The organism is Thioalkalivibrio sp. AKL12, assembly GCF_000377925.1.
GTDB classification, from domain to species: Bacteria; Pseudomonadota; Gammaproteobacteria; order Ectothiorhodospirales; family Ectothiorhodospiraceae; genus Thioalkalivibrio; species Thioalkalivibrio versutus.
In genome coordinates this window covers 33,041-45,317 of record NZ_KB898898.1, presented here as the reverse complement: position 1 = coordinate 45,317, position 12,277 = coordinate 33,041, and the positions used below count along the sequence as shown (strand labels likewise).

Sequence of the window (12,277 nt, the reverse complement as noted above, 5' to 3'; positions counted from 1 at the left end):
ATGGGTCTTCCGGTGGACCGGGAAATTTATCCCCGGTTCTCGGCCGGGTGGCCAAAGACTGGACCGCTGGAGGTGGTCATGGGTTGTCCCGATTGCGAACGTATCGATCTGCTGCCGGCGGCCTCCGGCACTCTTTACCTGGCACCGGTGCTGGCGCACACCCGCGCGGCCCTGCGCCAACGCATGGTGGACGAGCAATTGCCCTGCGCAGAGCCGAGCTCGGGCATCCTGGCCCTGCCGGTCAAGGGTGCCGGCGGGCTGGGCGAGATGCTGGTAAGGCTGGAGCAGGCCCTGAGCAGCTCCGAGCAGGCCGGTTGCCGCGCGACCTTCGTGCCGGAAGGCGAGGACTTCGGGCTGGCGCATCTGCAGGACACCCATCTGCTGTCCACGCTGATTGCGCGGCACAACGCGCGCGATCTCTCGGCGATCCTGGCCAACGACACCCTGGACTTCCACTTCCAGCCGATTGTGCATGCCGCGAACCCCACCGAGGTCTTTGCCTACGAGGCCCTGGTGCGCGCCTCCACACCGGAGGGCGACATCATCCCGCCGCTGGACCTGTTCAAGACGGCGCGCAATGCCGAGCTGCTGTTCCATCTGGATCGTTCCGCCCGGATCAATGCCATCCGTCGTGCCAGTGAGCGCGGGGTCCGTAGCCATCTGTTCATCAACTTCAACCCGACCGCGATTTATGACCCGGCCTTCTGCCTGGAAACGACCGTGCGCGAGATCATGTCTCGCGTGCCGGGCCAGCCGGGGCCCGCCGGCTTCGTGTTCGAGGTGATCGAGAGCGACCAGGTCAACGACATGGAGCACCTGTCGCGGATCGTCGAGCGCTATCGCCGCGCCGGGTTCCAGGTCGCCCTGGACGACCTGGGGGCGGGGTACGCATCGCTCAACATGCTGTCGCAACTGCGCCCGGATTTCGTGAAGATCGACCGCGAACTGGTCAGCGGGATCGACCAGGACAGCTACCAGCAGAAGATCCTCGAAAAGATCATCGAGCTGGCCAAGGATCTGGATATCCGGGTGGTGGCCGAGGGCGTGGAGACTGTGGACGAGTGGCGCTGGCTCAAGGAACGCGTGGATCTATGTCAGGGCTACCTGTTCGCGCGCCCGGCCGCGGAGCCGCCGCTGCCGCGTCACCCCGAGCAGGCCTGATCGGAGTGATGCGACTCGAACCAGTGAAAGAGGAGGCGGTCGATGCGTGGCCGTATCCAGCGCGGCGGTGCGCTCATGTAGCATGGTTTCAACTCATTCGCCGAGCCGTGTCTGCAAACACAATCGACTCGCGCGCGAGTGAGTACATTATCAACTAGCGTTTCCCTGAACCCGGTGTTTATGAATCAGCTCCCGCCCGACGCCCGCAATCCGACGCTCGAATCCGCCTACCAGCTGTTGCACGATGCCGAGGTGCGCTATCGCGGGCGCACGGTGGGCACGGTGGCCAGCCTGGACGAGCGGGCGCCTGCGGAAAACTATGCCGACTGCTTCATCCGTGACTTTGTGCCCTCGGGGCTGGTCTATCTGCTGAACGACGAGCCCGAGGTGGTGCGCGACTTCCTCGCGCTGATCCTGCAGATCCGCGATACCCAGGAAGAGATCGAGGGCCATCGCCGCCTGCCGCGGGTGATGCCGGCGAGCTTCCGCGTGTTCACCGACGAGAACGGGCGCGAGTCCCTGGCGGCGGACTTCGGCGATCGCGCGATCGGGCGTGTGGCGCCGGTGGATTCGATGATGTGGTGGGTGCTGCTGCTGCGGGCCTACCAGAACCGCACGGGCGATACCGATTTCATCAAGAGTGCCGATGTACAGCGCGGCATCCGCTTAATCCTGAGCATCTGCCTGCAGGACCGTTTCGAGGTCTTCCCGACCCTGCTGGTGCCGGACGGCAGCTTCATGATCGATCGGCGCATGGGGGTGTTCGGCCACCCGCTGGAGATCCAGGCCCTGTTCTACGGGATGCTGAAGGCCTCGCTGGCGATGCTCGAACCCTGCGACAAGGACTCGGAGCTCTTGTGCGAGCAGTCCGCGATTCGTACGCGGCAGCTGTCCGATTACATTCGCAATTACTACTGGCTGGATCTCGAGCGGCTGAACGATATCCATCGCTATCGCACCGAGCACTTCGGCCACGAGTCCGAGAACTCGCTGAACATTTACCCCGAGAGCATCCCCGACTGGCTGGTGGACTGGATCCCCTCGGAGAGCGGCTACCTGGTCGGCAACCTCGGCCCCGGACGCATGGACTTTCGCTTCTTCAGTTTCGGCAACCTGCTGGCGGTGCTGTTCGGGCTGGCCGACGAGCACCAGTCGCGTTCGATCATGCAGACCTTCGAGCAGCGCTTCGAGGACCTGATCGGGACCATGCCGGTCAAGATCTGCTATCCGGCGATGGTGGGCGAGGAGTGGCGCCTGCTGACCGGGTCCGATCCCAAGAACACCCCGTGGTCCTACCACAACGGCGGCAACTGGCCGGCACTGTTGTGGGCGTTCACCGGCGCGGCCCTGCGCGTCGGGCGGCCGGATCTCGCGCGTAGCGTGCATGCGGTCGCGGCCGAGCGTCTGTATCGCGATAACTGGCCGGAGTACTACGACGGGCGCCATGGTCGTCTGGTCGGCCGGCGAGCCAACTATCGCCAGACCTGGTCGGCGACCGCGGTGCTTGTTTCGCAGGGCCTGATCGACAACCCCGAGACCCTCAGCCTGTTCGACAGCCCGGAACCCGAGGTGCCATGAAAAAGACCCAGAGCAAGTCACGCGACGGTGAAGGCCTTTATCTCGTCCTGATCAGTGTCCACGGCCTAGTCCGCGGACGGGAGCTGGAGCTGGGTCGCGACGCCGACACCGGCGGGCAGACGCTCTACGTGGTCGAACTCGCGCGCGCGCTGGCCCGCCACCCGCAGGTCGGCCGGGTTGACCTGCTGACCCGGCGGGTGGTCGACAGCAAGGTATCCGCCGACTACGCCGAACCGGAAGAAGACCTGGGCGACGGGGCCCATATCGTGCGCCTGGACTGCGGCCCGCGGCGCTACCTGCGCAAGGAGAAGCTCTGGCCCTATCTGGACTGCTTCGCCGACAACGCCTTGGGGCATATCCGGCGGGTGGGGCTGCGGCCGGACGTGATCCACGGGCATTACGCCGATGCCGGGCATGTCGCGGTGCAGCTGTCGAACCTGCTGGGCGCGCCGATGCTGCAGACCGGCCACTCGCTGGGGCGGGTCAAGCGCGAACGCCTGCGCGAGAGCGGGATGTCGGACGCCGACATCGAGGCGCGCTACAACATCTCCACCCGCATTCATGCGGAGGAGGAGGCGCTGGCCCATGCCCACCGCGTGATTGCCAGTACCCGCCAGGAGATTGGCGAACAGTACGCGACCTACGACAACTATCAGCCGGAGCGCATGGAGGTGATTCCGCCGGGCACCGACCTGACGCGCTTCCATCCGCCGAAACGGGGCCAGCGCAAGCCGCCGATCTGGGCCGCGGTCCGGCGCTTCCTGGAAACCCCCGATCGCCCGCTGATCATGGCCCTGTCGCGCGCCGACGAGCGCAAGAACATCCGCGGCCTGTTGGAGGCCTACGCCGGGAATGACTGGCTGCGCGAGAACGCGAACCTGCTGATCGTTGCCGGTAACCGTGACGACATCGCCGACCTCGACAAGGGCGCGCGCGATGTCATGACCGATCTGCTCCTGCGGATCGATCGCCACGACCTGCATGGCCTGGTGGCCTACCCAAAGCACCACGACTCCGACGACGTGCCGGATCTCTACCGCCTGGTGGCCTCCAGCAAGGGCGTGTTCGTGAACCCGGCGCTGACCGAGCCCTTCGGCCTGACCCTGATCGAGGCCGCGGCCAGCGGCGCCCCCATTGTGGCCACCAACGACGGCGGACCGGAGGAGATCATCTCGCGCTGCCACAACGGCCAGTTGATCGATCCGCTGGACCCGGAGGGCATCGCCGACGCGATCCAGGGCATCCTGGCGGATCGTCCGCGCTGGCAGCGTTACTCGCGCGCCGGGCTCAAGGGCGTGCGCCAGCACTATTCCTGGGACGGCCACGCCGAGAAATACGTCAAGCTGGTGAAGTCGCTGACCCGCGAGGTGCGCCAGGAGCGCCACCACGAGCGCCGGGTCTCCGGCCACCTGGCGCAGATGGATCGCGCCGTGATCACCGACATCGACAACACCCTGCTGGGCGATGACAAGGCCACTCGTGCCTTCGTCGCCTGGCTCAAGCGCAATCGCAAGCGGGTTGCCTTTGGTGTCGCCACCGGCCGGCGCATCGATTCGGCCGCGGCGATCCTCGAGGAGCATGGCGTGCCCACCCCGGACGTCTGGATCACCTCGGTGGGCAGCGAGATCCACTACGGCACCAAGCAGACCGAGGATCGCGGCTGGGCGCGACATATCAGTCATCGCTGGGAGCCGGACCGGCTGCGCGAATGTCTGCAGCAGGAGAAAAATCTGGTCCTTCAGCCGGATGTGGATCAGCGCGCATTCAAGGTCAGCTTTTTCGTCGAGCCGCCCGGCAGTCTGGATGCGAAGACGGTGGAGACCCGGCTGTACCGCGAGGACCTGCACGCCCGGGTGATCTACTCGCACGACCGGTTCCTCGACCTGCTGCCGGTGCGCGCCTCCAAGGGCCTGGCGGTGCGCTATCTCTCCGACAAGTGGGGCATCCCGCTGGAACACGTGCTGGTCGCCGGCGATTCCGGCAACGACGAGGACATGCTGCGCGGGCGCCTGCTGGGGACGGTGGTGGGCAACCACCAGCCAGAGCTGGAGAGCCTGCGCGGCTTCCAGCGCATCTTCTTCGCCGGGGCCACGCACGCGCGGGGTCTCCTCGAAGGGATCGAGCACTTCGACCTCCTCAACCGCTGCGAAAGCCCGGGCGACGCCGAGGCCGACGAATAGCCCGCGTTTGCTAGCGCCAAGCGCGTGAAGGCCCGAAGAAGGGCCAAGGCCGTTGCGCCACAGAGGACTCGAAGATCGCGGAGTGGGTGGATGTTGCCGCCAAACCCATTTCGCTCTGCGGATTTGCGGGGACGGCCAATCACTTCCAGGCCATGCCCTTCCTGCACGAAGCGCATGGTCGCCTTTCGTGCCTTCGTGTGCTTCATGGTGGATTACCCTGGTGAGGCAGGGCGTCAGGGCACGGGCAGCAGCAGGGCGATCCCGGTGAGGACGGTGACAACCTCGAAGGCGCGCTTGACCAGGCGGTTGCCGTAGTGCTGGGCCGCCCAGGCGCCCAGGTATCCGCCAACAAAACTGCCCACCAGCAGCGCCGGCAGCCAGTCCCACTGCACCGTGCCGAGCGTCCCGAGCATCAGGGCGCCCGCCCCGTTCCAGACTAGGCCGACCAGGACCATGGTGTAGGCGACCGCCTGGGTATAGTTCATGCCGTACCAGCGCACCAGCCACAGGGTGACCATCAGCCCCGTGCCCGAGGCCAGCGAGCCGTTCAGGATGCCGATCAGGAACAGACCGGCCGCGCCGATCAGGGCGTGGCTCCAGGAAAAGCCGATCTCGCGCACCACCTGCCCGAGCTGCGGGCGGCGCCAGGAGTACCAGCCGAGGCCGATGGTCAGCAGGCCCAGGGCGATTTCGCCGGCCCGCGGCGGGATCCCCAACACCAGCCAGGCACCGATTAACACCCCAGGCAGACCGGCCAGCAGGATAATGGCTAGGCGCGTGGGCTCGAATGTGCTTTTCTTGAAGTGGCGCAGGCCGGCACCGGCACCCAGAGCCACGGATGCGATCTTGTGGGTGGCCAGTGCCACGGGGTAGGGAAGGCCCAGAAAAATCAGGGCGGGCAATTGCAACAGGCCCGCCCCGCCACCGGCCAACGCGGAGAACCCGTTGGCCACGATGGCGATGAAGACGAGTCCGAGGTGTTCGAAAATGGTCATTTGGGGTGTGTGGAACGGGCAGCGGTCAGGGGTTTTTCGCCCGGCGCTGGCCGGTGCGTTGTTGCTGGGGCTCGCGGTCCCGGTCCAGGCGGATATCTACCGCTGGGTGGATGATAACGGGACCGTACACTATTCCAGCACTCCGCAGCCCGAGACCAGCCAGCGCGAACGCCGCATCTACGACTCCGAGGGGCGTATGCGCGAGATCCTGCCGGCCCCGATGAGCGCCGAGGAGCGGGCGCAGGCCGCGGCCGAGCGCGAGCAGGCGGAACGCAACCTGGAGGCGACGCAGCGCGCGCGACAGGATCGAGTTGCGCGCGAGCACCAGTTGCGTCGGGCTTACACCTCGCTGGAGGAGATCGAGGAGCTGCGCGAGCGCCGCGAGCGATCGATTGGCGGCAACGTCCTGCGCAGCGAGGCCCAGGAAAAGACCCTGTTGCGTGAACGCGAGCGCATCCGCCGGCAGCTGGACGGCGTCAATGAAAACTCCCCGCTGGCGGATCGTTACCGGGCGGAGCTGGACGAGCTGGATGCGCGCATTGCCCGCGAGCGCCAGTATCGTCGGGGTCAGCGTGAGCGCCTGTCCGCGATCCACGAGCGCCTGGATCTGGACCGCCGCGACTTTCAGCAACTGGTGCTGAACGGCCGCGTTAACGACTGATCAACGTCCCCACACCCTGGTCGGTCAGTAGCTCCAGCAGTACCGCGTGTTCCACTCGGCCGTCCACGATGTGGGTGGCGTTCACGCCACTGCGCACGGCATCCAGGGCGCAGCGGATCTTCGGGATCATGCCGCCGTGGATGGTGCCGTCGCGGATCATGGCATCCACCTCCGGCGCGGCCAGGCGCGGTAGCAGCGCCCCGCTGCCGTCGAGTACACCCGGGGTGTTGGTCAGCAGGAACAGCTTCTCCGCATCCAGCACCACGGCGAGCTTCTCGGCCGCGGTGTCGGCATTGATGTTGTAGGCCTTGCCGTCGCGGTCGAAGCCGATCGGGGCGATGACCGGGATGAAGTCACTCTGATCCAGGGTGTGGACGATGCTCGGGTCCACGCCTTCCACCTGGCCGACATGGCCCAGGTCGACGCTGGGTTCGCCCTCGGCCGCGCCGTAGTCGCGCAACGGGGTCGCGCGGATCATCTGCCCGTCCTTGCCGGTCAGGCCGACGGCCCGGCCGCCGAAGCGGTTGATCAGCGACACGATCTCCTGGTTCACCAGCCCGCCGAGCACCATCTGCACCACGTCCATGGTCTCGCGGTCGGTCACGCGCAGGCCGTTGACGAATTCCGTCTCCTTGCCCAGGCGTTTCAGCAGTTCACCGATCTGCGGCCCGCCGCCATGCACGACCACTGGATTCACGCCGACCTGCTTGAGCAGAACGATGTCACGCGCGAACGAGGCCTTCAGGTGGTCCTCGGTCATGGCGTTGCCGCCGTACTTGATCACGATGGTCTTGCCGGCGAAGCGCTGGATATAGGGCAGCGCTTCAATCAGTACGTGGGCAACGGAATGGGCCGTCTGGGTATCCATGGCGGGTCCGGTTGTCGGGTTTCGCAGCCGCGCAGTTTAGCACCCCGCCTTGTGGGTGCGTCGGGGCGGCCATGGGTCAGCGTCTCCTTGAAGGTCGATTCTATATGCATGGTTTGACCGGTGACGCCGTGGCGGGTATAAAGCTGCGCATCGCATACAGCAAATGAAGGTGTCCCATGCTCTCGACCGAACAGAAGGCGATCATCCAGCAAACCGTGCCGCTGCTGGAATCCGGCGGCGAAGCCCTTACCCGTCACTTCTACGAGATCATGCTGCGCGACTACCCGGAGGTGCAGCCGCTGTTCAATCAGGCGCATCAGGCCAGTGGCGAACAGGCACGGGCCCTTGCCAATGCGGTCCTGAATTACGCACGGCACATCGACCAACTGGAGGCCCTGGGCCCGCTGGTGGGCCAGATCGTCAACAAGCACGTGTTGTTGCAGGTGCAGCCCGAGCATTACCCGATTGTCGGCACCTGCCTGTTGCAGGCCATGCGTGAGGTGCTGGGCGAGGAGGTCGCGACCGATGCGGTGCTGGAGGCCTGGGGCGCGGCCTATCAGCAACTGGCCGACATCCTGATCGAGGCCGAAGAGGGCGTGTACACCGCGCACGAGCAGCAACCCGGCGGCTGGCGTGGTGCCCGCGCCTTTCATGTGGAGCGCAAGTCCCCCGAGAGCGAGGAGATCACCTCGTTCTATCTGCAGCCGGTGGACGGTCAGCCCGTCCCGCCGCACCAGCCAGGGCAATACCTCGGGCTGCGCCTGATGATCGACGGCAAGGAGGTACGGCGGAACTATTCCCTGTCGGCGGCGGCGAACGGCAAGAGCCTGCGCATCAGCGTCAAGCGCGAGCCGGGCGGTGTTGCCTCGACGTTCCTGCATGACCGGGTTCAGGAGGGCGACGTGCTGGATGTCTTCCCGCCGGCCGGCGATTTCGTGCTGCGGGCGTCGGATCGCCCCGTGGCCTTCGTGACCGCGGGGGTCGGGATTACGCCCGCGGTGGCGATGACCGAGGCGGCGCTGGCGGACGGTCGCGAGGTGCACTTTCTCCACTGTGCCCGACACGGTGGCGTGCATGCGTTCCATGACTGGGTGGAACGTCAGGCAGAACAGGTGTCCGCTCTGACGCGTCGTTATTGCTACAGCGAACCGCGTGCCGGCGACCAGCCGCATGCGGAAGGCTTCCTGACCCGGGAGCAGCTCGCCGAGTGGCTGCCCGACAGCCGCGAGGTGGATGTCTATTTCCTGGGACCGAAGCCCTTCATGCAGCAGGTGCGCGCCCACCTGCGCGGGCTGGGTATCCCGGACGACCGGGTGAACTACGAGTTCTTCGGGCCCGCCTCCGCGCTGGAGACCTGATGCGGTTGGGGTGCCGGGCCGGGGTCAGCCCCGGCCCGAAGACCCGAAGCCGCCCGCGCCGCGGACGGTTTCCTCGAAGTCCTCGACCACGCGGAACTTCGGCTGGATGACCGGGACGATGACGAGCTGGGCCAGGCGCTCGCCGATCTCGAGTGTGTAGGCGCTCGCGCCCCGGTTCCAGCAGGAGACCATCAGCGGGCCCTGGTAGTCGGCGTCGATCAGGCCCACGAGATTCCCCAGCACCAGGCCGTGCTTGTGCCCGAGCCCGGAGCGCGGAAGGATCATCCCGGCATAGCCCGGATCCTCGATGTGGATCGACAGCCCGGTCGGGATCAGCTCGGCCGTGCCCGGCTCCAGCGTCAGCGGGGCCTCGATCATTGCCCGCAGGTCCACGCCGGCAGAGCCGTCGGTGGCCGGGGCGGGCAGCGGGAAGTCCGCGCCCATGCGTGGGTCGAGGATCTTCAGGTCAATCTCGGGGACGGACATTCGGGGTTCCTTGGCAATGACTAATCTGTTTCGCGTGCGTTCAGGCGCTCGATGACCAGGTCGATCAGCGCCGGCGCCAGTTGGGCCTTGGGCTGGTTCGGCAGCGTGCGCTCGCCGCCCTCCCACAGACACAGCAGCTCGTTGTCGGAGGTGCCGAAGGCGAGGCCCTCACCGACGCGATTGGCCGCGATCAGGTCGAGCCCCTTGTTTCGGCGCTTGGCGTCGGCGTGCTCGCGCAGGTGCTCGGTCTCGGCGGCGAAGCCCACCAGGAATGGGCGCCGGGGGAGCGTGGCCGCCTGGCGCGCGGCGTCGGCGAGGATATCCTCGGTGCGTTCCAGGGCCAGGTTCATCGTGGGGTCGGACTTTTTGATCTTCTGGGCGTGTGGTGCGGCCGGGCGGTAGTCGGCCACGGCCGCCGCTGCAATCAGGATGTCGGTCGCGGGCAGGCGTTCCATGACCGCTGTATGCATGGCGGCGGCGGTTTCGGTGGCAACGCCCTCGACGCCAGCGGGCATGGCTTCCGCGGTCGGGCCATGCACCAGGGTCACGCGTGCCCCGGCATCACGCGCGGCCGCGGCCAGGGCGAAGCCCATGCGCCCGGAGCTGCGGTTGCCGATAAAGCGCACCGGATCGATCGGTTCGAAGGTGGGGCCGGCGGTGATCAGCACCTGGCGGCCCGCCAGCGGGGCGTCGGCCGGCTGTAGCAGCTCGCGCGCGATCGCGGCCGGCTCGCTCAGGCGGCCTTCGCCCTGCTCGCCGCAGGCCTGGTCGCCGCTGTCGGGTCCGATCAGGGTCACGCCGCGTTCGACCAGGGCCGCAATGTTGGCCTGCGTGGCCGGGTGTGCCCACATGCGGTGGTTCATCGCCGGCGCCAGGGTGACCGGCGCGGTGGTGGCCAGCAGCAGGGTGCTCAGCAGGTCGTCCGCCAGGCCCTGGGCGTAGCGGGCAATCAGGTTGGCACTCGCGGGGGCGACCACGATGCGATCGGCCCAGCGCGCCAGGGCGATATGGTCCATGCCGGATTCGGCCTCGGCATCCAGCAGTTCGGTGCGTACCGGCGCGCCGGACAGGGCCTGGAAGGTCAGCGGGGTCACGAAGGCGCGGGCACCCGCGGTCATCACCACGCGCACGGCGCAGCCGGCGCGCTTCAATTCGCGCACCAGCTCGCAGGCCTTGTAGGCGGCGATGCCGCCGCTGACGCCGACCAGTATCCGGGGCTGGGTGTCGTGTTCCGTCATGCGCCGGATTCTACCCGGTTCCTTTGTCCTGGCGCGCGGAGACGCCGGCGGTCAGGGCGTAGCGCATCGCATCCTCCAGAGGCAGGTCCAGCGGCTCGACCCGCTCGCGCGGCAGCATCAGGGTGTAGCCGCCGATCTGGTAGCTCATGGGCATGTAGACCGCGAGCGTCTCCGGCCCCCCCAGGTTGTCCGGCAGGCCCTCGAAATCCTCGCGGGTGACAAAGCCGACCAGTTTGAAGTCGGTGCCGGGGAACGTGACGAGCACGGCCTTCCCGAAGCGCTGATGGATGTCGCCGGAGAGCAGGTTGGTGACGTCGCGCACGGTGCCGTGGATCGTCTTGATCACCGGGATGCGCTGCATCAGGCCCTCCAGCCAGTCGAACAGCCAGCGCACGACATAGGCCTGCAGCAACACCCCGAGGCCGAAGATCAGGCCGATGCCGGCCAGGATCCCCATGCCCGGGAAGTAGAGCAGATCCGGCAGGACGGCCTGCAGCAGGCCCCCGAGGACATCCTCGGCGGTGCTGCCCAGCCACCACAGCAGGGCCAGCGTGATCGCGGCCGGGAGGATCGCGGCCAGGCCGGTCAGGAAGGTGCGGGAGATTCGGCGCACAAAAGGCTCCGTGCAGGGGAGATCTCCGGAATGCTAACGCATCCGCGTCCGCAGTACGGTCGGCTGCCGGTCCACGCTTGCTCGGGGCGGCACTTCCGTGATCGGGTGCAGTCTATGAATTGGGTTTGAGCGGCATTGTTGCCGGTAGAGGGAGTGAATCATGAGCAGATGGACCGGGTTGGGTGTGCTGGCGCTGGTAGTCTCGGCGGTTGCGCTACCGCAGGCCTCCATCGCGGGGGAGTCGGACGCGGCCGCGCCCGAGGACTACGCGATGACGCCCGAGGCGGTGGCGCCGGGCGTCTATGCGGTGATGACGCCGGCGCGGGATCTCCCCAGTCGCGAGAACCTCGGCTGGAACGCGAACATGGCGTTCGTGGTGACCGACGACGGGGTGCTGGTGTTCGACACGGGTTCCTCCGAGACCATGGGTGTGGCGCTGCGCGAGGCGATTGCCGAGGTCACCGATCAGCCGGTGCGCTGGATCGTGAACAGCCACAGCCACGGGGATCACTGGCTGGGCAACCACGCCTTCGCCGATTCCGACCCGGAGATCATGGCCGGTTCCGCCGCGACCGCGCGTATGGAGACGGAGGCCGAAGGCTGGGTCGAGAATTTCCGCGAGATGACCGAGGGCGCGACCGGTGACACCACGCCGCTGTTGCCGAATGTTGCGGTGGACGAGCGTATCACCCGTGACCTTGGTGGCACCGAGGTCGTGATCCTTCCCTCCGGGGGCGCCCATTCGCCGGGCGATCTGAGCATCTGGTTGCCGCAGACGCGGGTCCTGCTGGCCGGGGACGTGGTCTACAGCGATCGTGCGCCGTCGGTCTGGGATGGCGATGTCGCGCAATGGATCGACCTGCTGGACGAGCTGATCGCGCTGGAGCCGGCGGTGGTCGTACCCGGCCACGGCCGGCTGGAGGATGCGCAGACGCTGGATCGGCTGCAGCGTTATCTGGTCACGCTTTGGGAGGGGATCGAGGACGGTGTGGAACAGGGGCTGGCCGCTTTCGAGACCGTGCCGCTGGTGCGCGAGCGCATGGGTGACCTGATCGATTACTACCCCGGCTTCGACGACAAGATTGACCGCTCGGTGGCCACCACCTACCCGGATGTCGAGGCCGCGGTGTTCTGAATCC

11 protein-coding genes are annotated in these 12,277 nt (G+C 67.0%); 6 read left to right on the top strand and 5 right to left on the bottom strand.

What is annotated here, in order from left to right; all coding sequences use genetic code 11:
* Positions 1-78 precede the first annotated feature (78 nt).
* The 3 genes from D579_RS0109340 to D579_RS0109330 all read left to right on the top strand — a co-directional run bounded on the left by D579_RS0109340 (position 79) and on the right by D579_RS0109330 (position 4,919).
* Positions 79-1,161 (top strand): EAL domain-containing protein, encoded by a 1,083-nt coding sequence (locus tag D579_RS0109340; protein ID WP_018951829.1) that lies wholly within the window; start codon positions 79-81, stop codon positions 1,159-1,161.
* A gap of 180 nt (positions 1,162-1,341) precedes the next feature.
* The gene (locus D579_RS0109335; protein WP_018168395.1) at positions 1,342-2,739 is read left to right on the top strand and encodes a glycoside hydrolase 100 family protein; all 1,398 of its coding nucleotides are present in this window, start codon (positions 1,342-1,344) and stop codon (positions 2,737-2,739) included.
* Complete coding sequence (locus tag D579_RS0109330) at positions 2,736-4,919, top strand: HAD-IIB family hydrolase (RefSeq protein WP_018938893.1); 2,184 nt, start codon at positions 2,736-2,738, stop codon at positions 4,917-4,919. Before D579_RS0109335 ends, D579_RS0109330 begins: the two co-directional genes overlap by 4 nt.
* Before the next feature lie 233 nt (positions 4,920-5,152).
* Here the strand turns inward: D579_RS0109330 and D579_RS0109325 are convergent, their stop codons facing one another.
* Positions 5,153-5,914, bottom strand: a complete 762-nt coding sequence (locus D579_RS0109325) for a sulfite exporter TauE/SafE family protein (RefSeq protein ID WP_018938894.1) — start codon at positions 5,912-5,914, stop codon at positions 5,153-5,155.
* Between D579_RS0109325 and D579_RS0109320 the strand changes: the two genes are divergently transcribed.
* Positions 5,907-6,575 carry a DUF4124 domain-containing protein gene (locus D579_RS0109320; protein WP_018951828.1) on the top strand — a complete coding sequence of 223 codons (669 nt, stop codon included), beginning with the start codon at positions 5,907-5,909 and terminating at the stop codon, positions 6,573-6,575. The two genes, D579_RS0109325 and D579_RS0109320, sit on opposite strands and share 8 nt — an antisense overlap.
* Here D579_RS0109320 and argB read toward each other — a convergent pair.
* A complete protein-coding gene (gene argB / locus D579_RS0109315; protein ID WP_018168391.1) occupies positions 6,565-7,443 on the bottom strand; it encodes an acetylglutamate kinase in 879 nt (292 codons plus the stop codon). The two genes, D579_RS0109320 and argB, sit on opposite strands and share 11 nt — an antisense overlap.
* A gap of 176 nt (positions 7,444-7,619) precedes the next feature.
* On the opposite strand from argB, the gene hmpA reads away from it, so the two are divergent.
* Positions 7,620-8,801 carry an NO-inducible flavohemoprotein gene (gene hmpA / locus D579_RS0109310; protein WP_018951827.1) on the top strand — a complete coding sequence of 394 codons (1,182 nt, stop codon included), beginning with the start codon at positions 7,620-7,622 and terminating at the stop codon, positions 8,799-8,801.
* 24 nt (positions 8,802-8,825) lie between these two features.
* Here the strand turns inward: hmpA and dut are convergent, their stop codons facing one another.
* From dut to D579_RS0109295, 3 genes are read right to left on the bottom strand one after another with little or no spacing between them, the layout of a single operon-like run.
* The gene (dut, locus tag D579_RS0109305) at positions 8,826-9,287 is read right to left on the bottom strand and encodes a dUTP diphosphatase (protein WP_018951826.1); all 462 of its coding nucleotides are present in this window, start codon (positions 9,285-9,287) and stop codon (positions 8,826-8,828) included.
* Positions 9,288-9,307: 20 nt separating this feature from the next.
* A complete protein-coding gene (gene coaBC / locus D579_RS0109300) occupies positions 9,308-10,525 on the bottom strand; it encodes a bifunctional phosphopantothenoylcysteine decarboxylase/phosphopantothenate--cysteine ligase CoaBC (protein WP_018951825.1) in 1,218 nt (405 codons plus the stop codon).
* 10 nt (positions 10,526-10,535) lie between these two features.
* Positions 10,536-11,138 (bottom strand): DUF502 domain-containing protein, encoded by a 603-nt coding sequence (locus D579_RS0109295; RefSeq protein ID WP_018144675.1) that lies wholly within the window; start codon positions 11,136-11,138, stop codon positions 10,536-10,538.
* A 160-nt stretch (positions 11,139-11,298) separates the two neighbouring features.
* Between D579_RS0109295 and D579_RS0109290 the strand changes: the two genes are divergently transcribed.
* Positions 11,299-12,273, top strand: a complete 975-nt coding sequence (locus D579_RS0109290; RefSeq protein WP_018951824.1) for an MBL fold metallo-hydrolase — start codon at positions 11,299-11,301, stop codon at positions 12,271-12,273.
* The last annotated feature ends 4 nt before the right edge of the window (positions 12,274-12,277 follow it).